Genomic DNA, 22,067 nt, shown 5'->3' with positions numbered 1-22,067 from the left:
TCAGGTGGTCAACGGGGTGGCCGGGGCGGCGGACCGTTCCAGCCACTCCCGGTACGCCGGTGCCTCCCGCGCGGCCTCCCAGTACGCCTCCTCCAGCGCGGGGTGCACCCCGTCGAGGTCCGTCTCCGTGCGGGCGGCGAGCAGCAGGCGTACGCCGAGCGGGTCTCCGGCGAGACGGCGTACGGCCATCTCGGGGCGGGGCAGGCAGGACGGCTGGCACACGGTGACCACCTCGCCGGTGGCCACGAGGGCGGCGGCGGTGTGGTAATCCCCGTACAGGACACGGGGGTTGATACCGGCGGCGCGGAACATCCGCTGTACCGCGTCCCATTCACCGTCGACCGTCGGGTCGATCATCCAGCGGTCGTGCGCCAGGTCGCGCAGGCCGACCACGGGCTTTCCCACCGCCGGATGATCCGCGGGCAGTGACACGAACTGGGGCTCGCGCTCCACCAGGACCCGCAGCCGCAGCCCTTCCGGGATGCGCAGCGGCGAGCCCTCCACCTCGTGCACGAACACGACGTCCAGCTGCCCGTCGGCGACCATGCGCAGCAGGGCGTTGGGCGAGACGTCCATGTGGAGCGTGGGTTCCTGGCCGCGTGCCCGCAGCCGCCGCAGCCATCCGGCAAGGGCGCGGCTGGCGGTGGAGCCGACCCGGAGCTGTGGTCCGCCGGCCGCGGCGGCCCGGGTCTCGGCGACGAGGGAGCGCATCTCGGCGACGAGGGGGCGGGCCCGGCTGAGCACGAGCCGCCCGAGCGGTGTGGGCCGGCACCCGGTACGCTCCCGCCGGAACAGCGCCCCGCCGAGCTCCTGCTCGATGCGTCTGAGCTGGGTGCTCAACGAGGGCTGGGCGACGCCCAGTTGTCTCGCGGCCCGGTGCAGACTGCCGGTGTCGGCTATGGCGCACAGCGCACGGAGATGCCTCACCTCGAGCTCCATGCCCAGGGAGCGTAAAGCGGAGTCACAGCTTTCACCAGAGCTTGCCGATAGCACGGGCCTATCGCCGGTTGCCATCATCACAACCGCCGCACGCCCCCCGAGACTCACATCGACGACTCACCCCCCACCAAGGAGTCATCGATGCGCAAGCACACGTACACCCTCGCGGCCGTCCTCTCAACGGCCGCACTGGGCTTGGCGGTTCCGGCGTCCGCGGCGCCGGCGACGGTCGGCTACACGGCGAAGGCCTCGACGACGGACAGCACGGACGCCTTCTTCCAGGCCGTGCTGCGGTCGGTCGCGGAGAAGCGGGCCGCGAACCCGGACAGCGCCGCGGCCGTGACGGTGGTCTACGACGCCTCCCGCGCCCCGACGTTCAGCACCCAGATAGCGCGCAGCACCCAGATATGGAACAGCGCGGTGTCGAACGTGAAGCTCCAGTCCGGCTCGGCCTCCTCGGCGGACTTCTCCTACCGGGAGGGCAACGACTCCCGGGGCTCCTACGCCTCCACGGACGGTCACGGCAGCGGCTACATCTTCCTGGACTACGCCCAGAACCAGCAGTACGACTCCACCCGCGTCACCGCCCACGAGACCGGCCATGTCCTCGGTCTCCCGGACCACTACTCGGGCCCGTGCAGCGAGCTCATGTCCGGCGGCGGTCCGGGCCCGTCCTGCACCAACGCCCAGCCGAACTCGGCCGAACGCTCCCGAGTGAACCAGCTCTGGGCCAACGGCCTGGCCGCGGCCATGGACAAGGCCCTCGACAAGAGCTGACCCGAGCCTGACCCCACCCCCCACAGGTGCGGCCGCCCTCCTGCACAGGGCGGCCGCACCCCTTCGTCCTGCGGTGTCAGCGGGGCGAGGCGATCGCGCGGGCCGCCGCGACCTCCTGCCGCAGCGGCTCCAGGACGCTTCCCGACGGTCCCGTGAGGTCCGTGCGGACCGCGTACAGGGTCTCCGCCTCCCGCACTCCCTCCGCCAACTCCCTCAGCTGAAGCACCACTTGGGCCACCTCCGCCTCCGAGGGCAGCGGGGCGCCGTGCTTCGTCCGTACCCGGGCCGCCGTCGTCGCGTCGACGATCCGCTCCACCGCGACCACCAGGGGCCACCAGGCCGCAGCCCGGCGGCCGGTGGGCGGGGGTTCGGTGAGGGCGCGCTGGAACTCCGTGCGGATCACCGACAGGTCGCGGTACAGGCCGCGACGCATCCGGGCCCTGGCCGGCGGGTCGGTCGGGTCGCGGCCGAACGCCGACTCCACATAGGTCGCCGTGTCGTCCACGGCCTTCGCCAGCCGGTCGCCGACCCGGGTGTGCCAGCTCTCCGGCCAGAGCAGATAGCCGGCGACCAGGGCGATGCCGCAGCCCATGAGGGAGTCCAGGAGGCGGGGCATGAGGAGGGCGGTGCCCTGGTGGTTCAGTACGTCCGACAGCAGCAGGATGACCGGGGTGATCGCGGCCGTCTGGTAGCCGTAGCCCCTCGGGGTGAGGGCCGGGATCAGGGGGGCCAGGACCAGCATCACCGGGACGTCCCACCAGCCGCGCGGCACCTCCGCCAGGACCGCCGCCGCGATCACCAGGCCCGCCACCGTGCCGAGCGCGCGGAGCAGGGCGCGGGAGAACACCGAGCCGAAGTCCGGCTTCAGGACGAAGGTGATGGTCAGGGCCACCCAGTACGAGCGCGGTACCGGGATGATCGAGACGAGGACCTGGGCCACCCCGATGCACAGGGCCAGGCGCAGGCCGTAGCGCCAGGAGGCCGCCGACAGCGCCACGTTGCGGGTCGCCCGCGCGGCGCGGATGCGCAGGGCGGCCGGGCGGCCGAGGCGGTCGTCGATGCCGCTCGGGTCGACGTCCGGGGTGCGGACCACCTCCGCCGCGTGGCGCAGGGCGTGGTCCACCGCGCGGGTCGTCTCCGAGGTGGGGACGGGCAGGTTCAGGGCTATCGGGCCCGTGTAGCCCGTCTCCACCGCCTTCGCCAGGTGGTGCACCGCCTCGGTGACCTCCGGCGGCAGCGGCTCGCCGGTGACGTGGGCCGCCGGGGCCGCCTCCACTACCGGGGTTATGGCGTTCAACTGGGCGAGGAGGCGGGTGAGTTCGGGGCTGCGGCCGTGGTGGCGGGTGCGGCGGGCCAGGATGAGGTCGTACGACTGGTTCAGGGACTGGGTGACCGTGTGGCGGGCCTGGTCATAGGCCTCGGTGCCGCACGCGGACATCAGGGTCGCGACCGTGCGGTACGTGTCCGCGACCGCCGAGCGTTCCGGGACGCCGGAGCGCAACGGCCAGGCCAGCAGCGCCAGGACCAGCACCAGCAGTCCGCCGCCCGTCATCAGCAGCGGCGCCAGCCACCACTCGCCCGGCATCGGCAGCCCCGCTCCCACCACGGAGTTGAGGAGGAGCAGCAGCCCGGACACCGACGCCACCGCGCCGATCGTCGAGATCATGCCCGACACCAGGGCGACCGCCGTGACCACGGCCACCGCCAGCCAGCCGTGGCCGAACACCAGCGACCCGACCGTCACGCCCACCGCCCCGAACAGCTGCGGGATCGCGATGTTGAGGATGCGCATCCGGTACGCGTCCGCGGTGTCGCCGATGACGCCGGACAGGGCGCCCATCGAGGCCAGGGCGCCGTACTCCACCTCGCCGACGGCGAGCCCGATGGCCAGCGGGAGGGTCATCGCGACGGCGGCGCGGGCGACGGCCGCCCAGTTGACGGGGGCGGGCTGGGATTGGAGGTTCCTGACCAGCCAGTCGGGAGGGGTGAGGCCGATGGGGAACTCTCGGGACATGCGCCTATTACACGTCATCCGCCCTGGTGCAGGTCCAGCTCCACCAGCAGCGCCCGGTGGTCGGTGTCGGCCAGGTCCAGGAACCGGGCCTTCTCGCAGGAGAAGTCCGCCGACACGAGCACGTGGTCGATCTGGGCGCCCAGGGTGGGCGCGGTGCGGGCGGGCCAGCTCGGGGTGCGGTCGGAACCGGCAAGGCGGGCGGCGTCCTTCAGGCCCGCGTCGAGGATGTGCCGGAAGGCCGCGTGGTCCTGGGAGGCGTTGAAGTCACCGGCCAGGAGCAGCGGTGCGCCGCGGTGCCGGGCGGCGAAGTCGCGCAGTGTCCCCAGTTCGCGCTTCCACACGTCCACCTGGCCGGGGAGGGGCGGCATGGGGTGCGCGAGCTGGAGCCGTACGGTCCGGCCGTCGACGTCCGCCACCGCGCCCGGCATCCCCATCGTGCCCGCGACCGGGTCGGCGGCCGTGAGGCGGTAGCGGCTGAGGATCACCGAGCCCTCGGAGCCGGCGCCCGGCACGACCCGCCGGTTCGGGTAGGCGACACCGAGGGTCCGCTTCAGCTCCGCCTCGCAGGTGTACTCGCACTCCTGGACGAACACGAGATCGGGCTTCTCCCGCCGCACCACGTCCACCAGCGCCCCCGTACCGCGCCCGAACTCGACGTTCGAGGTCAGCACGCTGAGCGAGGCGAGGACCTTGCCGCTGGGCTCGCTGCTCTTGCCATACGGCTCGATGAACCACGCCAGCAGGCCGAGCAGCGCCACTCCCCAGACCAGGCCCACCCACCACCTGGACAGCAGCGCGAGCAGCAGCCCGATCCCCGTCGGCACCAGCAGCCACGGCAGGAAGGCCAACAGTTGGGGGACGGGGGTGATGCCGTCCGTGTCGGCCGTACGGCACCCGACGACGACGCTCACGACGGCGAACAGCAGCCCCCCGAGCCAGGCCCCGGCCCGCCTGCCTCCTCGCTTTTCCGGCACAGCGTGTACATCGGTGTCCCCCGTGATGGACTGGTGCGTCACGGACCCGAGACTACGAGTGGCCGTCCACCCGTGTCAGGAACGCCCCGAGCACCGCGTTGAACTCCTCCGGCCGCTCCAGGTTCGGCATGTGGGCGGCGCCGGGGACCACCAGCAGCTCCGAGTCGGGGAGCGCGGCGTGCATCGCCTCCGCGTCGGAGACCGGGGTGTACTCGTCGTCCGTGCCGACCACGACCAGCGCGGGGACCTTCACCCGGGTCAGCAGGTCGCGGTAGTCGGGCCGCAGGGCGCGGGCGCGCAGGGCGGCCGCGGCGCCCTCGGGGGAGGTCGCCGTCATCATGCCGTGGACGTGCGCCTTGACCCGGGCGTCGGCGTACGGGGCGACCATCTTCTCCAGCACCTCGTCGGCGTACCCGCGCATGCCCTCGCGCAGCAGCCGGTCCGCCATCGCGTTGCGGGACTCGACGCCTTCGGGCGTCTCTGGGGCCGGGAAGGTGTCGGCGAGGACCAGGCCGCGGACCCGGTCGGGGAACTGGCGCTGGAAGTCCATGACGATCTGCCCGCCCATCGACAGGCCCGCCAACACGGCGGATTCGACCCGCAGTTCGTCCAGCAGCGCCGCGACGTCCCGGGCGAAGTCGGGGAACTCCGTGACGCCGGGGAGCACCGGGTTCGCGCCGTAGCCGCGCAGGTCGGGGGCGATCACCCGGCGGTCGCCGGAGAACGCCTCGATCTGCGGGGTCCACATCGTGTGGTCGAAGGGGTGGCCGTGGATCAGCACCAGGGGTGCGGGATCGGTCATGATCCCGACCCTAGGCCGCCCTCACTCCTCGGTGCAATAAGATCTTTGCCCTCGGTGCAATCGCAAGAGGCAAGTGGGGGAAACCGTGGACGACTATCGGGCCATCGCCGACCGGCTGGCCGACGACATCACCGCCGGACGCCTCAAACCCGGCCAACGGCTCATGCCGCAACGCCAGTTCGCACGGCGGCGCGGGATCGCCGGGTCGACGGCGGGGCGGGTGTACGCCGAACTCGTACGGCGGGGGCTGGTCGTGGGCGAGGTCGGCCGCGGCACCTTCGTACGGGCCGCCGCGCACGACCCCACCGGCCGGGCCCTCATCGAGCAGGCGAGTGCCGCGCCGGTGAACATGGAGCTCAACTACCCGGCCGTGGCAGGCCAGTCCGAGCTCCTCGCCCCGCTCCTCACGCCCCTGCTGCGCCCCGACGTCCTCACCGAGGCGCTCCTCCCGGCCGCCGCCACCGGCACCGCACCCGCGCGGGAGGCCGCGGCGACCCTCCTCGCGACCCCGCACTGGCGCCCCGAACCCGGCCGTGTCCTGTTCACCGGCAACGCCCGCCAGGCCATCGCCGCCACCCTCGCCTCCCTCGTGCGCCCCGGCGGCCGGGTCGGCGTCGAGCCGCTGACGTACCCGCTGGTCAAGGAGATCGCCGCCCGTCTCGGCCGCGTCCTCGTGCCGCTGGCCGCCGACGAGGACGGCCCGCTGCCCGAGTCGGTCCTCGCCGCCCATCGCACGGCCCCACTGTCCGCCCTCTACCTCCAGCCGACGCTCCACAACCCGACGTCCCACACCATGAGCGACGAGCGGCGGCGGCAACTCGCCCATGTGGTCGGTGACTTGGGGCTGCCCGTCGTGGAGGACCGCATCTGGTCCTTCCTGCACCCCGACGCCCCCGACCCCTTCGCCGCCCACGCTCCCGGCCTCGCCCACGTCGTCGACAGCCTGTCCAAGCGGGTCGCGCCCGGGCTCACCGTCGGCTTCGTCGTCGTACCGGAGGACCGGGTCGACGCCGTCGCCGCCGCGATCCGGTCCGGGGGGTGGAGCGCGGGGCGGTTCGCGCTGGAGGCGGCGGTCCGGGTCATCGGGGAAGGGGTGGTGGAGCGGCTCGTCGAGGCCAAGCGGGCGGACGCCGCGCTGCGGCAGCGGATCGTCGCCGAGGAACTCGACGGGTTCGCCGTACGGGCTCATCCGCAGGTGTATTACGCCTGGTGGGAGCTGCCCGCGCCATGGCGGGCCGACCCCTTCACGGCCGCCGCCGCGGCGCACGGGATCGCGGTGACGCCGGGCCCTGCCTTCGCCGTCGACCCGAGCCGGACGCCGGACGCGGTCAGGCTCGGGCTCGCGTCGGCCGCGGTGCCGGATCTGCGACGGGCGCTGCGGACACTTGCCGGCGTCGCGCGTACCGGGCCGTGAGCCAGGTCGCGCAGGCCACGGTGAGGCCGAGGGCGACCAGCAGCCAGGAGACCGTGCGCAGGGTGCCGGTGAGGGCGTCGTAGATGACACCGGCGGCGCTGCGGTGGTCGGCGTCGGGCAGGTCGGCGAGGGTCATCCGGCGGCCGACGGCGACCGCGAGGCCCAGCAGTCCGCCGCCGAGCGCCGTGCCCAGCGAGGTCGCCGTCACCGCGCGGCGGCGGCAGGCGGCGACGGCGATCCCGGCGGCGGCCAGCACCAGGGCGCTGACGGGCAGCCAGAACCCGGCGAGGTCGAACGGTACGTAGGCGTCGGTCAGTTGGCGTCTGACCTGGGCGAGCTCGACGGTCGTCCAGTACGCCGCCCAGGACGCCAGCACACTGAACGGCACGAGCAGACAGGCCAGCCCGATGAGCGTGGCCGAGAGGGCGTTGCGAAGGCGTGGGCGCACCCTTCCAGGCAAGGGCCGGGGAGCTGGGGGCGCGAGCGGGGGCACTGCATTCGGGTGTACGGCGCCCACACCCCAGTAGCCCCAAGCCCTCCCGCTCTCCGGTGGAGGGTTCACCCGAACGGGTGTTTCCTGGTTCTGGGGAGAAGGAGGCCGATCTATGCGCACCACTCCGGCCCTGCGGACCCTGGCCGCGGCCCTGCTCACCGGCGGCACTCTCGTCGCCGCGGCAGCGGGCACCACGGCCGCAGCCGCCACCCCGCCGACCTACGCCGACGGACATGGCGGTGGCGGCGGTTCCGGCGGTCCGATCTGGGGCACCATCGTCTCCGGCGTCGACCTCAACGTGAGAGCCGCGCCCACCACCCACTCGCCCGTCGTCGACCAGCTCTCGCCGTGGAGCCAGGATCGCGTGGACTGCAAGGTCCTGGGGCAGAGCGTCAACGGCAACCCCTACTGGTACTGGCTCGTCGGCGCCCAGGGCTGGGCGAGCGCCGCGTTCGTCGACACCGGCGGGCGCGGGGTGCCGACCTGCTCCGATCCGTGTCCTGAGTGGAAGGACGGCTCCTGGAGCAACTGGGACGACCCGTACATGAACGACTCCTGGAGCGTGACGAGTTCCGGTTCCTGGAGCTTCTCCGGCTCGTGGAGCTTCAGCGCGACCGGCTCGACCGGGTCGACCGGTTCCTCGGGCAGCTGGTGAGAGAGGGAGACAGAAGGGCCCGGCAGCAGCTGCTGCCGGGCCCTTCTGCCGACCACGTCCACGCGTCAGCGGATGCGGTTCCCCTCGGCGTCCTCGCGCGTGTAGTAGCGGTAGAAGAACACGGCGAAGATGCCCGCCGTGACCACCACCCCGAGCGCCGTGGACCTGAGCACGCTCTCGCCGGTCTGGCTGTACAGGAAGCCGATCGCGGCGCCCGCGAACGCGGACTTCACCAGCGAGTGCAGTTCGCGCTTGAGCTTCGGCGCGAACGTCGCCACCGCGATGCACAGCACGATGAACGACAGCGCGGTCACGAAGCCGAACAGGATGTTCCAGCCGGTGATCTCGCCGCCGCCGCGCCGGTTGGCGGCGGCCCAGTAGCCGTAGACGAGGCCCAGGACGACGGGAATCCCGTACCGCGCCGCCGTGTGGACCTGCGGGCTGAAGACATCGGGCGAACGACGGGCCGTCGTGGACCTGGCGCCGGACGCGGGTGCCGCATGAGCCATGAGAGGACTCCTCTCTCTCCTCGCCCCCGCCTACCAGAGCACACCTGGGAGAGGGCCCTGGCAAGTCGGAGTGCGGCCCCGGTCACCCCGTGTTTCGCTGAACTGCATGAAGCACGGGCTGAGGCCGATGGGCGGGCGGCGCCGCGGTCCGGTTGCCCGGCTGTCCCGGCCCGCCCGGGAGTACGACGTCCTGCGCCGCCACCAGCTCCTGCGCGTCCGTGGGCGCAGTGTCGCGTGGGTGCCGCCGCTGGTGGTGCTCGTCGCGATCACGGTGGTCGACTTCAACACGGCCGGCGAGTTCCGGATGATCTCCTGGGTCGTGCTGGTGCCCGGGATCGCCGCCGCGATCTGCGGGGTGTGGGGCACCGCGGTCTTCGCCGTGCTGGCGCTCGTGACCTACTTCGTCGCGGACACGTCCTATCCCAGCCGGTACGAGAGCTCCCTGCCCGACTTCATCCTGGTCGCCCTCGGCGGCATCCTCGCCGTCCTCGCCTGCGCGGTCCGGGTCCGCGGCGAGCGGCACATGCTGCACATGCGGGACGTCGCCGAGACCACCCGCCGCACGGTGCTGCGCCCGCTGCCGGCGGACTGGGGCGGCCTCGACCACGCCGCCGTCTATCTCGCCTCCGACGTCGAGGCCCGGGTCGGCGGCGACTTCTACGACGTCCAGCAGGGCCTGCACGGCACCCGGGTCCTCGTCGGGGACGTGCAGGGCAAGGGGCTCGGCGCGGTGGAGGCGGCGGCCGCGCTGCTCGGCACGTTCCGCGAGGCGGCGTACCACGAGGCCATCGGCACGGTGGCGGAGCGCCTGGAGCTCCGCATCCACCGGCACGGCCTGCACCTCACCGCGCTCGGCCGCGACGACAGCGACCGGTTCGCCACCGCCGTCCTGATCGGCTTCCCCGAGGACGCGCCCGGCGTGGTGGACGTCGTCGTCTTCGGCCACGAACCGCCGCTGGCCGTCGGCCCGGACGGGGTACGGCAGCTGCCGGTCGACACCGGGCTCCCGCTCGGCCTCGGTGAACTCTCCGACGACGGGCCGCCGCCCGTGCAGCGCGTCCCGCTCGCCCCCACCGAGACCCTGCTGATCACCACGGACGGCGTCACCGAGGCCCGCGACACCGAGGACCGGTTCTACCCGCTCGCCGCCGAGGTCGCCGCCGCCGTCGCCGCCGACCCGCTCACCGCCGAACCCCGCCGCCTGGTCGCCTACGTCCGCGACGGCACGCTGCGGCACAGCGGCGGCCATCTCGCCGACGACACCACGGTGTTCGCGGTCCGCCGCTCACTCCCCGGAACCGTCCGAAAGGGACGTTTGCAGTCCTGAGGTCCACCTTTGCAGCCGCAGCGGTTACGGTGCTGACGTACGTGATCGACGGGGGATGGGGAGGGACCGATGCCCGGAACCGTGCTGCTGCTGGCCGCCGCACCGGCGGGCAAGGGGTGTCTGGTCGACGCCGCGTCCGTCCTGCCCGTCCTCGCGGCCGTGCCGCCCGCCGTGCTGTCCGGCGCGGACACCGCCAACGTGGTGGAGCTGGCGGACCCGTTGGAACCGCAGGCCGTGCTGACCCGGCTGCGCGCCGCCGCGGCCGCCCCCGGACCGCTCACCGTCTTCGTCACCGGCCAGCTCCAACTGGACCGCCGCCAGCGCCTGCCGCATCTCGCGCTGGCCCGCACCACCCCGGCCACGGTCCGCTACACCGGGTTCCCCTGGCACTGGTTCAAGGACGAGCTGCGGCTGCGCCCGGCGGGCGCGACGACGTTCGTCCTCGACCTGCACGCCGACCCCGAGACCTGGGAGTGGCTGGGCGCCAACCCCCTGGACACCGGCCGCAACAACGCGGTCCACGGGCGGATCGCACCGCCGCCGTCCCGGCGCAGCCTGGGCACGCCCGCGTACATGAAGGCGGTCGCGACGATCCTGAGGAGCGGGCACCGGCCGCCGCTGGACCAGTTGCACCAGCAGGCGCTCAGCCGCCTCCCGCAGGAGAGCGTCGGCTACGTGCTGAGCGCGCAGGGCCCCGAGGCGGGCGATCCGCACGCCCTGATCTCGGCGGCCGTCGCCGCCCGGCGCCACGGTGACGCGGACGCGCTCGCCGCGCACCACGAGCTGAACGCCGTACGGGCGCACGGCCCCGCCTCCGAAGAGGCCCTGCACTGGAGTGAAGTCCGGGCCGATCTCGCGATGTTCGCCGGTGACCCGGTGCGCAGCTGCCGGGCCTGGCTGGCGGTGGCGACCACCCGTCTGACGGCCGGGCAGGCGCCGGACGCGCCCGCCGTGGAGGCCGCCGTCGACCGCGCCCACCACCAGTGGGGCCGCATCGACGACCCGGCGCGGGCCCGCGAACTGGGGCCCGCGCTGGCGGAGTTGAGGGCTCGGGTGCCAGGGCGCCGGGAGGGCGCCCTGGACCATGTGCACAAGCACCTCAGTCAGTTGCAGACCCTCAGCTCGTGAAGGTGAAGTACTTCCAGGAGCCGTACGTCGTGGTGTTCACGCTGTCGCCCGAGCCGCTGACGTAGGAGTTGCGGACCCGGAAGCGGACGCCCTTCGGCGGGGTGCCGGTGAGCTGCACGGCGGACTTGCCGGCCGAGTCGAGCTTGAAGTACTCGCGGTACGTGGTGACCCAGCTGGTGCCCGACCAGTACTGCACCTGCAACAGCTGCGTACGGCCGCCGTACGGCGGCAGCGTCGCCGTGACGATCGGGTCCTTGGACTGGCGGAAGAAGTAGTACGTGTGGTTCCACGTGTACTTCGTCTTGTACGCGCCGCTGACCGACGTCGAGATCGACACCTTGGCACCGACCTTGCTCACCACCGACCGCGGCGCGTAACGCGAGTCGCCCGCGAACTTCGCCGTCAGCTCGGTCTTGCGCTTGAGGTCCACGACGACGGACAGGTTGCCGTCGGAGTTGACCGTGCCCTTCTTCACCAGGGTGTTGGGCTTGTCCGCGCCGTAGGGGTTGGCCCAGATCTCGACCGTGCGGTTCTTGTACGTCGTACCGAGGTGCGCGGTGAACTTCACGTCCTGGCCGTACGAGTAGACCTTGCCGTTGTTGTTCAGCGTCAGGGCCGGGGTCGCGCGCGAGACGTCGACCGTGTCGGAGGCGGTGGCGCCGGTGTGCTCGGCGTCGCCCGCGTACGTCACCCTGTACGTGACCTTGCCGCCGGCCGGCGGGACGTCCGTGAAGCTGAACTTGCCGCCCGTGCCGAGGGACTTGGTGCCGAGCGACTTGCCGTTCGGCGACTCCAGGTCGGTGCGGGTGACGGTGACCGGGGTGCCGGCGGGCAGGGCCAGGTTGGCGGTGAGCGTGCCGCTGACCGTCAGGGTCTTGGCCCGGGGCGCGGAGGCCGGGGCGTTCACGGTGAGCGTCGCCGCGTACTTGCGGGGCTCGTCGACGACCCGGAACTGGGGCGTGTAGTAGGTGTCGGTGACGAGGAACAGCTTGCTGCCGTCCGCCGTCCAGTTGGTGAGGTGGCCGCCCGGCATCCAGTCGTGCGACAGGTTGCGCACGTTGACCGGCTTGCTCGCGTCGGTGGGGAAGACGTACGTGTCGCCCACGTCGTCGGTGTCGAGGACCGTGGCCGCGACCGTGCCGTCCGGGGCGACGGAGACCGTCAGCGGGTTGGACGGGACGGGGTAGGTGCGGACCTCCGCCAGGTCGGAGAGGCGGTACTCGGTGAGGGCCCGGGTGCCGGGTCCGGCCACGACGACGTTCTGTCCGTCGGGGGTGAGCGCCGCGTCCTTGTAGAAGCCGCCCTTGTCCTCGGTGACCTTGAGCACCGGGGTGCCGGAGGAGATGTCGTAGACGACGATCGGGCCGGAGCTGATGCCCGTGTCGAGGGCGAGCAGGGTGCCCGGGTTGTCGGGGTCGGCGTAGAGGGCGGGCGGGCTCGCGAAGTCGTGGCCCACCGCGAGGCCGAGGGTGACCGTCGGCGTCTCCGCGGTCAGGTCGACCACGCCGAGGTCGGAGTCCCACTGGTCGCCGTAGCCGAACCACAGCTTGCCGTCGGCGTAGGCGAGGCGGGACGGGATGGTCCCGGTGCCGGTCGCGTACTCGGCGGTCTGCGCGAGGGTCGCCGTGTCGAACGCGACGATCTTGTCGGCGCCGTAGACCGCGGCGTACAGCGTGCCGTCGTCCGGGCTGAGCGTCAGGTCGCGGACCTGGGGCAGCCCGGTGAGGGTGCCGATGACGGCACCGGTGCCGTCGGTGACGGCGATCTGGTTCGTGGACGGGTCGCTGATGAACACCCGCTGATGGGTGCCGTCCACGACCGTGTCGGCCGCGTCCTCGATCGCTGAGACGGGCTTGACCGAGTCGGCGAACGCCGGAGTGGCGGTGAGGGCCGCCGAGCTGAAGAGGACCGCCAGCGTGGTGGCGGCCGCGAGGGAGCGCATACGCACTTCTGTTTCGAACCCCCCGGAACGAATGAGGAGGCCGCACGCGGCCGGTCACGTGCGGGACCTGTGCGTCGCGTGTGGCGAGTGAGCGAAGAGTAAGTCATGCCACGGACAACGACGTACGGGGGGCCTGGCTCAGCCGAGGTGGGCCAGCGCGCCCGACACCAGCGCCCGCACCCCCGGCTCGATCACCGACAGGTCCGGCGCGAAGTGCGGGCTGTGGTTGCTGGGGATCGCGTCGAGCTTCGCGAACAGGTCGTCGCCGCCCGGCGCCGCGTCCCAGGTCGCGGCGGGGGTCGTGGTCACGAACCAGTAGGCGTACGGCTGCCCGTCCGCGGCCAGCAGCGAGAAGTCCTCGCTGCCCATCGCCGGGCCCGGGTCGAAGACCGTGCCGTCGCCGAAGACCTCGCGGTGCACGGCGGCCACCCGCCGGTCGGTCTCGGCGTCGTTGACGGTCGCCGGGAAGGAGGCGCCGAGGATCACCTCGGGCTCGCGCGGGCAGCCCGCCGCATGGCACTCGCCCTCGGCGATCCGGCGGATCGCGGCGACCATCCGGTCCCGGACGGCCTCGGACTGGGTGCGCAGGTTGAGGGAGATCCGCGCGGTGGACGGGATGATGTTCGGCGCGGTGCCCGCCTCGATACGGCCGACGGTCAGCACGGCCGACTCGCGCGGGGCGATCTCCCGGCTGACGACGCTCTGGAGCCGGGTGACGAGATACGCGGCCGTCAGCACGGGGTCGACGGTCGTCTCCGGCCGCGAACCGTGCCCGCCCCGCCCGTGCACGACGATCTCGACGTCGGTGGTGGCGGACAGGATGAGCCCCGGAACATGCGGGTACAGGCCCACCGGGCCCGGCGCCGCGTGCTGCCCGAGCAGCACATCGGGCCGGGGCACGCGCGCGTACAGCCCGTCCGCGACCATCGCCGCCGCCCCGCTGCCGGTCTCCTCGGCGGGCTGCCCGACGACGACCAGGGTCCCGCGCCAGGCGTCCCGGCCGGCTGCCAGCGCCCGGGCCGCGCCCGCCAGCCAGGTCACGTGCAGATCGTGCCCGCAGGCGTGCATCACGCCGGGCGTCTCGGAGGCGTACGGCAGCCCGGTCGCCTCCTGGACGGGCAGCGCGTCCATGTCCGCGCGCAGCAGCACGACAGGCCCGTCCCCGTTCCGCAGGACACCGGCGACGCCGGTGCCGCCGACCCCCTCGACGGTCTCGAACCCGGCCCCCTTCAGCCGCCCGACGAGCAGCCCGGCGGTGCGGTGCTCCTGCCGGGACAGCTCGGGATGGCGATGCAGATCCCGGTAGAACTCCTCCAGCTCGGGGAGCCCGAGCTCAGCGGTGAGGTCCAGCGCGGTACGAGCGGCGGCGGAGGTCATGCGGGGCAGCGTATGCCGAGCGGCGCCTCTAGGGCCTGCCTTGGGACCGTATGCCGAGCCACTGCTCGGCGTCCCAGGCGCGGAACCGCTCCACCTCGGTGAACCCCAGCCGCGCCGCGAGCCGCATCGAGCGGGCGTTGGCGGTCTGGGTGTGCAGCACCACCGGCTCCCCGGGCAGCGCCTCGGCGAGCCAGCCGAGCGCCGCGGCGCAGGCCTCGCCGGCGTATCCGTGCCCCCAGGCCCGCGGCAGGAACATGTAGCCGAGATCGACCTTGCCCGCGGCGGCGGGGCGAGCGTGCGCCGGGGCGCGCCGCAGCAGGAGCTGGCCGATCATCGCCCCGTCGGCCTCGACGACGAAGCTCCCGGGCCACCGCTCGGGGGCCGCGGGCAGCTCGCACTCCAGCTCGGCGAGCGGCCGGGGCCCGCCGAGGTAGGTGTGGACGTCCGCAGAGGCGAGCAGCTCGACGAAGACGGAGCGGTCCCGGGCCTCCGACCCGCGCAGGACGAGCCGTTCGGTCCGGATCGGGGTGGGTGGCCAGCTGACGGGGCCGAGATCGGTCATGGCGGGCAACGTAGCGCGGGCATGAAGCGGCCGCCGACGCGGAGGGGGGAGTGGGCGTCGACGGCCGCGGTTCAGGGGGCCGTGCGTCAGAACGCGGGGATGGCGGCCTTGGCCCGGCTGTCGGCCTCGCGGGCCTTGTTGATGTTGTCCTGGAAGTTGCCCGTCAGCGGGAAGTTGGCCTTGCCCCACTTGGAGCTCCACAGGGCGTTGCGCGGGGTGTCGGCCATCTGGTTGATGTCGACCAGCGCCGGCTCGTCCCACGTGCCGTTGCCCCAGGCCCGCGGCACCTCGCCCCACTTGGCGAAGCGGAAGGCGTGGGTGCTGGAGCCGTCCTTGTGGTAGACGATCTCGACGCGGTTGCCGTTCATCGGCACCTCGCTGATCGGGTGGGTGCTGTAGCCGCCGTGCCGGGAGGCGGCGACGTAGCTGGGCTTCTCGGCGCCCTGCTTCTGGAAGACGACGACGGACTCCCAGTCGTGGCGGTGGCCGCCGACGTCGATGCCGTTCTGGGTCTGGTCCTTCTCGAAGTAGAGCGCGTAGATGTAGGCGCACCAGCCGTTCTTGCACCAGGACTGGGTGTAGGTGTTGGCCTTGCCGAGGTGGTTGTTGCGGCAGCCGCCGACGATCGCCCCGCTGTTGTCGAGGCCGCCGTTGAGCTTGCCGCTCGCGTCGACGGCCGCCGCCGGGAGGCAGCCGTTGGTGTCGTAGTCGAACAGCGGCATGTACTTCTTCTCGAAGGTGCCCGCCTTCGCCCCGAGGGGGGTCAGGACGGCGGCGTTCGCGCTGCCGGTGAGGGCGACGGTCAGGGCGGAGGCGCTGAGGGCCACGAGGGCCGGCTTCTTCAGGTTCATGGCCCTGACGCTGGCAACCGGAACATTGATCGGCACGTCCCTTCTGCCACACCAATCAATTTCACGAACCCCTGGCGCCCCTATTTGTCCGGACGTTACGTTGTCGTCACTTGCGCCACGTACGAAAGCCGTACGAAAGCCATCAACGGTGACGAGGGGGGTGTGCCATGGGCCGACCCGAAAGACCCGTGGACCCCGAGGCCGGCCCTGTGCAGCGCCTCGCCCATGAACTCCGCGAGCTCCGCAAGGCCGCCGGCGGCCCCTCCTACCGCACGATGGCGACGACCGCCGGCTTCTCCGCGACAACGTTGTCCCAGGCGGCGGCCGGTGAGCGGCTGCCCTCCCTGGACGTCGTCCGGGGTTACGCGCGGGCGTGCGGCGCCGACCCCGGGGAGTGGGAGGCCCGCTGGAAGGAGGCGGAGGCGGGCGGCGTACGCCCGGAGCCGCCGGACACGCCACCGCCGTACCGGGGACTGGCCCGCTTCGAACCCGACGACCATCACCTGTTCTTCGGGCGGGACCGCATGGCCGACGAGTTGAGCCGGCTGGTGTGCGATCACCGGTTCGCCGTGCTGTTCGGGGCGTCCGGCAGCGGCAAGTCCTCACTGCTGCGGGCCGGGCTGATCCCGCGCCTGCGGGCCGAGGCCGCCCGCCGGGACAGCCCGGCCGTGCTGCGCGTGCTGACGCCGGGGGCGCGGCCCGTCGAGCGGTACGGGCATCTCCTCGCGCCGGGCGCGGACGAGCCGGAGAGCTGGGTGGTGGTCGACCAGTTCGAGGAGGCGTTCACCCTGTGCCGGGACGCGGCGGAGCGGGCCCGGTTCATCGACCTGCTGCTGGCCGCGCGGGACCCGGACAGCAGACTGCGCGTCCTGGTCGCCGTACGGGCCGACTTCTACGCCCGCTGCGCCGAGCACCGCGGTCTCGCGGACGCCCTGACCGGTGCCGGGCTGCTGCTCGGTCCGATGACGGCGGAGGAACTGCGCGAGGCGGTGGTGAAGCCGGCGCAGGCCGCCGGGCACCTGGTGGAGCGCGAGCTGACGGCTCGGATCGTCGAGGAGGTCCTCGACCAGCCCGGTGGTCTGCCGATGCTCTCGCACGCCCTGCTGGAGACCTGGCGCCGCCGCAAGGGCCGCCTGCTCACCCTGTCCGCCTACGAGGCGGCCGGTGGCGTACGAGGCGCGATCGCGGCGAGCGCCGAGACGGTGTACGAGGACCTCGACCCCGCGGCGCGGGCCGTGGCCCGGCGTCTGCTGCTGCGCATGGTCGAGCCCGGCCAGGGCACCCCCGACACCCGCCGCCCCCTCACCCGCGCCGAACTGGAGGAGTGGGCCGACCCGGACGTCCCGGAGGTCGTCGACCGCCTGGCCCGCGCCCGGCTGGTCACCGCCGACGAGGACGGCGTCCAGCTCGCCCACGAGGCGCTGATCAGCTGCTGGCCCCGGCTGCACGGCTGGATCGAGAAGGACCGCGAACGGCTGCGCCGGCACCGGCAGCTGACGGAGGCGGCCCGCGTCTGGCAGGAGCACGACCGCGACCCCGGCGACCTCTACCGCGGCGCCCGCCTGGACCGCGCCGAGGAACACTTCCCCGGCCACGCCACCGACCCGGCGCTCACGGCCACCGAGCGCGCCTTCCTGCTGGCCGCCTTCGAGGCCCGCGAGCAGGAGCGCCGCACCGCCGCCCGCACCGCCCGCCGCGCCCGCACCCTGGTGGCCGGGCTGTCGGCGGTCCTGGTCGTCGCGCTGGTGGCGGGCCTCTCCGCCTGGCGGCTGCGCGCGGACAACGAGGAGCGCCGCACCGCCGACGCCGCCCGCCGCCTCGCGGACGTCGCCGACTCCCTCCGTACGACCGACCCGCGCATCGCCCGCCTCCTCGGCGTCGCCGCCTGGCGGGTCGACGAACTCCCCGAGACCCGCCGCGCCCTGCTCGGCTCCCTCGCCCAGCCCGAGCTCGACACCTTCACCGACCGGGCACCCGGCGAGACCCCCACCCGTTTCCTGGCCGACTCCGGCCGCACCCTGCTCAGCGTCGAGGGCCGGACGTGGCGGCGCTGGAACGTGGCCGGCCATCGGCAGATCGCCTCGGGCCGGCTGCCCGCCGGAGGGCAGGTGGACGCGGCGAGCCCGGACGGCCGCGTCCTCGCCCTCTCGGACAGCGACGGCATCCGGCTCTGGGACACCGCCGCGGGCCGCTGGACCGGCGACACGCGCCACCCCGAGGCGTCCGACGCGTTCGTCGACATCGGCGGCGGCCGCTACACGGTGACCGGCGCCGACGACCGCGTACGGGTCCGGTCGACGACGGACGGCCGCGTGCTCCTGGACGAGCCGGGCACGGACAAGGCCGTGACGGACGGCCCCCTGACGGCCCTGTGCCCGTCCGCGACCGCCACCCCACAACTCTGGGACAACGGCCGCACCCTCCCCGGCGACTGGCAGGACGCCCACGACCTCTGCGGCGACGACCGGACGCTGCCGTTCCTCGGCTCCGGACGGCTGGGCTTCGTCACCGCCACCGGCGTCCGCGTCTGGGACGTGCGCTCCGGCGGACAGCTCGCCGACCTGACCCGGCCGGGCGTGGAGTACGCCGCGTTCAGCAAGGACGGGAACTTCCTGGCGACGGCGGACGGTACCGAGATCCAGGTCTGGCGCCTGTCCGCCCCCGACGCCCCGGTGTTCCGCCGGGCCCTGAACAACCAGCACCTCTACCGCGGCCTGTACTGGGACCCCGACCGCCCCGTCCTGCGCTATCTCGAAGGCGGCACGGTCCACTCCCTCGACGTCACCGGAGCCGTCACCGCCGCCTGGCACACGGGCGCCCTGGACGACGTACTCCTCGCCCCGGACGGCCGCACCCTCGCCACCGCCGAACGCACCGGCAACAGCTACCGCTTCCTGCTGCGCGCCACGGACGACGGCCACGTCGTACGGACCCTGCCGGCCCCGCCGTTCCCGGTCTCGCGGGACCCTGGGCGGCCGATCACGCCGTCGTACACGATGCCGCTGCTGGCGTTCAGCCCCGACGGCGGGACGCTCGCGTACGGCATCTCGGCACCTGGATACGAGGCCGCCCCGCAGCGCGTGACCCTCTGGGACGTGCGGCGCGGGCGGGCGCGGGCGGCGGTGGACCTGGCGGCGTCCGACTCCTCGGAGGCGGTCGTGGCACTGGCGCTGAACAGTGACGGAAAGAGGCTGTACGCCGCCCGGTCGTCGTTCGGCGGTGATCCGCGGGACGAGGTGTGGGACACGGAACGCGGCCGCCGGGTGTCGGCGGTGCGTGGGCTAACCAGCGGCCATCTCGCCGTCCACCCCGGCGGGCGGCTGCTGGTCGGCGACAACCGCGTCGCCTCCGGCGGGACGGTGCGGGGCCGCAACCTCGTCCAGGGCGACCAGATCGGCGCGCTCGCCTTCAGCGGTGACGGCTCCCTGCTGGCCGTCGGCGACCAGACCGGCCGGGTCGCGTTGTGGGACGGGGCGGTGCGGCACCGGGCGGGCATCCTGCGCAACGTCTTCCCGGCGCCGGGCGGCGACACCCCCGAGGCGGTCACGGCCCTCGCGATCAGCCCGGACGGCGGCACGCTCGCGGTGGGCGGCGACGCGGGGAGCGTGCAGCTGTGGGACGTGGCGAGCCGGCAGCCGCTGGGCGGGCTGCTGACGACACCGGGGGAGCGGATCGAGTCGCTGGCGTTCGCGGCGGACGGCGGGACGCTGTACGCCGGGAGCGCGCACGTCCCGCTCCAGCGGTACGTCGTCGATCCGGAGCGGGCGGCGCGGGCGGTGTGCGCGCGGGCCGGGGGCGCCGGGCTGACGCGGGGGCAGTGGCGGACGTACGTGCCGGACGTGCCGTACCGGGAGGTGTGCGGCCGAGGCGCTTGATGGAACCTTTACCGGGGCGGGGGCGTTGTGCGGATGAGATCACTCAGACGAGTACCGAGGTGACGTCAATGGCACTGTTCGACCGGCTCAAGGACCAGGCCAAGGGCTTGCAGCAGCAGGTGCAGGGCGGCGGACACGGCAGCGGTTCGCGTGGCGGCTCTCACGGCGGCGGCTCGCGCGCCCAGCTGGTCGGTCTGTTCAAGACGCAGCTCGGCTCGATCAAGACCGAGCTGAAGAGCGGCGCGTACCGGGACGCGAGCATGGCGATGTGCGCGCTCGTCGCGGCGGCGGACGGTCAGGTGGACGCGTCCGAGATGCAGCAGATGGAGTCGATGATCCTCACCAACGAGGTGCTCCAGAACTTCCCGCCGGAGCAGCTGCGCACGCGGTTCCACAAGCATGTGGAGCAGCTCACCCGCAACTTCGCGCAGGGCAAGTCCGAGGCGCTCCAGGACATCGCCAAGGCCGCGAAGAAGCCGACCGAGGCCCGCGCGGTCATCCAGACCGGCATCGTCATCGCCGGCGCCGACGGCCACTTCTCGCAGGCCGAGCAGATGGTCCTGCGCGAGGCCTGCACGGCGCTGAACCTGAACCCGGCGGAGTTCCAGCTCTGACCGGAGGCTAATCCCGCTGGAGGTGCTGCTGGACCTGGCCGACCCGGTCGGCCCGGTGGTCCTCCGTTGCCCGGGCCGGCCCTGCGTTCGCCGCCAGGACCAGGGCCGCCACGGCGACCACGGCGGCTATGACGCCCCTTGCGTAACGCTCGGTGGTGCTGGTGCGTTCGAGCACGACGACCTCGCAGTGACGACGGTGACGACAGCGGTTTACAGCGTTTACAGCGGTTCTTGCGGTGACAGCGACCATGGCGGCATCGGCAAGGACGACGACTCCCACCGCCTATTTACCTACTGCCTATTAAGCAGGCTTAATACGCCGTTTAACCTAGAGCCCGGCGGAGCCGAACGGCAAGAGGCGCAGGGGGAGTTGGCCCATGTCCGACCGTGACGACCCGGAGATCATCGGGCGCAGGGTGCAGCAACTCCGGGTCGAACGCGGCCTGACCCAGCGGCAGCTGGCCGAGCCCGCGTACACCGCCGCCTACATCTCCACCCTGGAGTCGGGCCGGGTCCGCCCCTCCGACCAGGCGCTGCGCCATCTCGCCGACCGCCTCGGCGTCGCCTTCGACGAGCTGGCCACCGGCCGCCCCGCCCACCTCGTCACCGATCTGCGGCTGCGGCTCATCGAGGCGCAGCGCACCCTCGCCACCGGCGACACCGAGGAGGCGGCCCGCAGTTACACCGCTCTCCTCACCGAGGCCGAGGAACTCCAGCTCGCCGAGGCGCAGTACGACGCCCTCATCGGGCTCGGCGAGTCCGCCGTGGAGAGCGGTGAACTCGTCGAGGGGCGGCGGTACTTCGAGCGGGCCGAACTGGTCCTGGCCGACGCCCCGCTGCCCGCCCGGGTGCCGGCCCTGCGCGGCCGCGCCCTCGCGCACTACCTCGCCGGTGAACTCCGGTACGCCGTCTACCTGCTGGAGTCCACGCTCGACGAGCTCAACCGCGGCGGCCTCCACGACCCCGACGCGCTCCTGCTCCTGTACGCCAGCATCATCGGCCCGTACATGGACATGGGCGCCCACGCCCGCGCCGCCCAGGCCGCCGAACTCGCCCTCGCGCTCGCCCCGCAGGCCGGCGACCCGGCGCTGGTCGCCCGCATGCACCGCTCGGTCGCCCGCACCCTCATCGCCGAGGGCCGCGTCGCCGAGGCCGACGCCTCCCTCGCCAAGGCCGCCGAGCTCTACCGCGGGCTGCAACTCCGTACGGAACTGGCCAACTGCCACTGGATGCGCGGGTACGTGTGCGCCCAGAACGGCGAACTGGAGCGGGCGGAGAGCGAGTTGAGACAGGCGCTCACGATGCTGTCCGCCAAGCGTGCCGCGCTCTACTCCAGCCAGGCCGCGGTCGAGCTGGCCGACGTACTGCACCGCCGCGGCAAGTCCGAAGAGGCCGCTGCCCTTCTCCACGACGTCCTCGGCGACCTCTCCTCCGAACGCGGCGCCGTGCACTCCGCCGCCGCGCACCGCCTGCTCGGCATCATCGCGGAGGACGCCCGCGACCCGGAGACCGCCGAGGAACACTACGTCCGCGCCCTGAGCCTCCTGGAACGCGCGGGCGCCGCGGGCGACCTGGCCGACCTGTGCCGCCTGCTGGGCGACCTGCTCCGCAGGGAGGGCCGGGTGGAAGCGGCCCTGGACGCCTACCGCACAGGCCTGGGCCACCGAACGGCCCCGGGCACGACGACACTGGGCCCGGCACCCGCACAGCCTCCTCTGTGACCGGCCCCGGTCCCACGCCCGCACGCTCCCTGCCCGCCCCGGTCCCGCGCCTGCGCCCTCACCTCTGGGCCCGTCCCGCTCCCCGCGCCCGCA

At 73.2% G+C, this 22,067-nt stretch carries 19 protein-coding genes; 8 read left to right on the top strand and 11 right to left on the bottom strand.

Annotated features, from left to right (window positions below; all coding sequences use genetic code 11):
* Positions 1 to 939 (bottom strand): LysR family transcriptional regulator, encoded by a 939-nt coding sequence (locus IQ210_RS10325; protein ID WP_194078607.1) that lies wholly within the window; start codon positions 937 to 939, stop codon positions 1 to 3.
* Between the two features lie 141 nt (positions 940 to 1,080).
* On the opposite strand from IQ210_RS10325, the gene snpA reads away from it, so the two are divergent.
* Entirely contained in the window at positions 1,081 to 1,716 is a 636-nt protein-coding gene (gene snpA, locus IQ210_RS10320) for a snapalysin (RefSeq protein ID WP_194078606.1), read from the top strand.
* A 76-nt stretch (positions 1,717 to 1,792) separates the two neighbouring features.
* Here snpA and IQ210_RS10315 read toward each other — a convergent pair whose 3' ends face one another.
* Genes IQ210_RS10315 through IQ210_RS10305 form a run of 3 tightly spaced genes read right to left on the bottom strand, consistent with a single transcriptional unit; the run spans position 1,793 to position 5,506 of the window.
* Positions 1,793 to 3,730, bottom strand: coding sequence for an FUSC family protein (locus IQ210_RS10315; RefSeq protein ID WP_194078605.1), 1,938 nt, complete (start codon positions 3,728 to 3,730; stop codon positions 1,793 to 1,795).
* Between the two features lie 14 nt (positions 3,731 to 3,744).
* Positions 3,745 to 4,731 (bottom strand): endonuclease/exonuclease/phosphatase family protein, encoded by a 987-nt coding sequence (locus IQ210_RS10310; RefSeq protein ID WP_194078962.1) that lies wholly within the window; start codon positions 4,729 to 4,731, stop codon positions 3,745 to 3,747.
* A gap of 25 nt (positions 4,732 to 4,756) precedes the next feature.
* Positions 4,757 to 5,506 (bottom strand): alpha/beta fold hydrolase, encoded by a 750-nt coding sequence (locus tag IQ210_RS10305; RefSeq protein ID WP_194078604.1) that lies wholly within the window; start codon positions 5,504 to 5,506, stop codon positions 4,757 to 4,759.
* Positions 5,507 to 5,591: 85 nt separating this feature from the next.
* On the opposite strand from IQ210_RS10305, the gene IQ210_RS10300 reads away from it, so the two are divergent.
* A complete protein-coding gene (locus IQ210_RS10300; RefSeq protein WP_194078603.1) occupies positions 5,592 to 6,920 on the top strand; it encodes an aminotransferase-like domain-containing protein in 1,329 nt (442 codons plus the stop codon).
* On the opposite strand, the gene IQ210_RS10295 is transcribed toward IQ210_RS10300, so the two are convergent.
* Positions 6,835 to 7,368 carry a hypothetical protein gene (locus IQ210_RS10295; RefSeq protein WP_194078602.1) on the bottom strand — a complete coding sequence of 178 codons (534 nt, stop codon included), beginning with the start codon at positions 7,366 to 7,368 and terminating at the stop codon, positions 6,835 to 6,837. The two genes, IQ210_RS10300 and IQ210_RS10295, sit on opposite strands and share 86 nt — an antisense overlap.
* A gap of 157 nt (positions 7,369 to 7,525) precedes the next feature.
* Between IQ210_RS10295 and IQ210_RS10290 the strand changes: the two genes are divergently transcribed.
* A complete protein-coding gene (locus IQ210_RS10290) occupies positions 7,526 to 8,068 on the top strand; it encodes an SH3 domain-containing protein (RefSeq protein WP_194078601.1) in 543 nt (180 codons plus the stop codon).
* 65 nt (positions 8,069 to 8,133) lie between these two features.
* On the opposite strand, the gene IQ210_RS10285 is transcribed toward IQ210_RS10290, so the two are convergent.
* Positions 8,134 to 8,577 carry a hypothetical protein gene (locus IQ210_RS10285; RefSeq protein WP_194078600.1) on the bottom strand — a complete coding sequence of 148 codons (444 nt, stop codon included), beginning with the start codon at positions 8,575 to 8,577 and terminating at the stop codon, positions 8,134 to 8,136.
* Positions 8,578 to 8,704: 127 nt separating this feature from the next.
* Between IQ210_RS10285 and IQ210_RS10280 the strand changes: the two genes are divergently transcribed.
* Both IQ210_RS10280 and IQ210_RS10275 read left to right on the top strand, forming a co-directional pair.
* On the top strand, positions 8,705 to 9,904 hold the full coding sequence (locus IQ210_RS10280; RefSeq protein WP_194078961.1) for a PP2C family protein-serine/threonine phosphatase: 1,200 nt from the start codon (positions 8,705 to 8,707) through the stop codon (positions 9,902 to 9,904).
* A 69-nt stretch (positions 9,905 to 9,973) separates the two neighbouring features.
* A complete protein-coding gene (locus IQ210_RS10275; protein WP_194078599.1) occupies positions 9,974 to 11,032 on the top strand; it encodes a hypothetical protein in 1,059 nt (352 codons plus the stop codon).
* Here IQ210_RS10275 and IQ210_RS10270 read toward each other — a convergent pair.
* The 4 genes from IQ210_RS10270 to IQ210_RS10255 all read right to left on the bottom strand — a co-directional run bounded on the left by IQ210_RS10270 (position 11,022) and on the right by IQ210_RS10255 (position 15,764).
* Complete coding sequence (locus IQ210_RS10270) at positions 11,022 to 12,974, bottom strand: WD40 repeat domain-containing protein (RefSeq protein WP_228047425.1); 1,953 nt, start codon at positions 12,972 to 12,974, stop codon at positions 11,022 to 11,024. The genes IQ210_RS10275 and IQ210_RS10270 overlap by 11 nt on opposite strands.
* A 138-nt stretch (positions 12,975 to 13,112) precedes the next feature.
* Positions 13,113 to 14,351 (bottom strand): amidohydrolase, encoded by a 1,239-nt coding sequence (locus IQ210_RS10265; RefSeq protein ID WP_194078597.1) that lies wholly within the window; start codon positions 14,349 to 14,351, stop codon positions 13,113 to 13,115.
* Positions 14,352 to 14,379: 28 nt separating this feature from the next.
* Complete coding sequence (locus tag IQ210_RS10260) at positions 14,380 to 14,913, bottom strand: GNAT family N-acetyltransferase (protein ID WP_194078596.1); 534 nt, start codon at positions 14,911 to 14,913, stop codon at positions 14,380 to 14,382.
* Between the two features lie 86 nt (positions 14,914 to 14,999).
* Positions 15,000 to 15,764 carry an NPP1 family protein gene (locus tag IQ210_RS10255; protein WP_194078595.1) on the bottom strand — a complete coding sequence of 255 codons (765 nt, stop codon included), beginning with the start codon at positions 15,762 to 15,764 and terminating at the stop codon, positions 15,000 to 15,002.
* Positions 15,765 to 15,931: 167 nt separating this feature from the next.
* Here IQ210_RS10255 and IQ210_RS10250 point away from each other — a divergent pair, with 167 nt between their 5' ends.
* Positions 15,932 to 19,639 (top strand): nSTAND1 domain-containing NTPase, encoded by a 3,708-nt coding sequence (locus tag IQ210_RS10250; RefSeq protein ID WP_194078594.1) that lies wholly within the window; start codon positions 15,932 to 15,934, stop codon positions 19,637 to 19,639.
* 68 nt (positions 19,640 to 19,707) lie between these two features.
* A complete protein-coding gene (locus IQ210_RS10245; protein ID WP_194078593.1) occupies positions 19,708 to 20,253 on the top strand; it encodes a tellurite resistance TerB family protein in 546 nt (181 codons plus the stop codon).
* 7 nt (positions 20,254 to 20,260) lie between these two features.
* Here the strand turns inward: IQ210_RS10245 and IQ210_RS10240 are convergent, their stop codons facing one another.
* Positions 20,261 to 20,428 (bottom strand): hypothetical protein, encoded by a 168-nt coding sequence (locus IQ210_RS10240; protein WP_194078592.1) that lies wholly within the window; start codon positions 20,426 to 20,428, stop codon positions 20,261 to 20,263.
* Positions 20,429 to 20,630: 202 nt separating this feature from the next.
* Between IQ210_RS10240 and IQ210_RS10235 the strand changes: the two genes are divergently transcribed.
* Positions 20,631 to 21,974, top strand: coding sequence for a helix-turn-helix domain-containing protein (locus tag IQ210_RS10235; protein ID WP_194078591.1), 1,344 nt, complete (start codon positions 20,631 to 20,633; stop codon positions 21,972 to 21,974).
* The last annotated feature ends 93 nt before the right edge of the window (positions 21,975 to 22,067 follow it).

Origin of the sequence: Streptomyces justiciae (assembly GCF_015163075.1) — a bacterium.
Taxonomy (GTDB): Bacteria; Actinomycetota; Actinomycetes; order Streptomycetales; family Streptomycetaceae; genus Streptomyces; species Streptomyces justiciae.
This window is presented reverse-complemented; position numbering and strand designations above follow the sequence as displayed.

Excerpts from the sequence above, each read along its gene's own strand:
- IQ210_RS10275 (WP_194078599.1), top strand. The coding sequence starts at position 9,974 with ATGCCCGGAACCGTGCTGCTGCTGGCCGCCGCACCGGCGGGCAAGGGG.
- IQ210_RS10270 (WP_228047425.1), bottom strand. The coding sequence starts at position 12,974 with ATGCGCTCCCTCGCGGCCGCCACCACGCTGGCGGTCCTCTTCAGCTCG.
- IQ210_RS10325 (WP_194078607.1), bottom strand. The coding sequence starts at position 939 with ATGGAGCTCGAGGTGAGGCATCTCCGTGCGCTGTGCGCCATAGCCGAC.
- IQ210_RS10305 (WP_194078604.1), bottom strand. The coding sequence starts at position 5,506 with ATGACCGATCCCGCACCCCTGGTGCTGATCCACGGCCACCCCTTCGAC.
- IQ210_RS10290 (WP_194078601.1), top strand. The coding sequence starts at position 7,526 with ATGCGCACCACTCCGGCCCTGCGGACCCTGGCCGCGGCCCTGCTCACC.
- snpA (WP_194078606.1), top strand. The coding sequence starts at position 1,081 with ATGCGCAAGCACACGTACACCCTCGCGGCCGTCCTCTCAACGGCCGCA.
- IQ210_RS10255 (WP_194078595.1), bottom strand. The coding sequence starts at position 15,764 with ATGAACCTGAAGAAGCCGGCCCTCGTGGCCCTCAGCGCCTCCGCCCTG.
- IQ210_RS10265 (WP_194078597.1), bottom strand. The coding sequence starts at position 14,351 with ATGACCTCCGCCGCCGCTCGTACCGCGCTGGACCTCACCGCTGAGCTC.
- IQ210_RS10280 (WP_194078961.1), top strand. The coding sequence starts at position 8,705 with ATGGGCGGGCGGCGCCGCGGTCCGGTTGCCCGGCTGTCCCGGCCCGCC.
- IQ210_RS10285 (WP_194078600.1), bottom strand. The coding sequence starts at position 8,577 with ATGGCTCATGCGGCACCCGCGTCCGGCGCCAGGTCCACGACGGCCCGT.
- IQ210_RS10235 (WP_194078591.1), top strand. The coding sequence starts at position 20,631 with ATGTCCGACCGTGACGACCCGGAGATCATCGGGCGCAGGGTGCAGCAA.
- IQ210_RS10245 (WP_194078593.1), top strand. The coding sequence starts at position 19,708 with ATGGCACTGTTCGACCGGCTCAAGGACCAGGCCAAGGGCTTGCAGCAG.
- IQ210_RS10315 (WP_194078605.1), bottom strand. The coding sequence starts at position 3,730 with ATGTCCCGAGAGTTCCCCATCGGCCTCACCCCTCCCGACTGGCTGGTC.
- IQ210_RS10250 (WP_194078594.1), top strand. The coding sequence starts at position 15,932 with ATGGGCCGACCCGAAAGACCCGTGGACCCCGAGGCCGGCCCTGTGCAG.
- IQ210_RS10260 (WP_194078596.1), bottom strand. The coding sequence starts at position 14,913 with ATGACCGATCTCGGCCCCGTCAGCTGGCCACCCACCCCGATCCGGACC.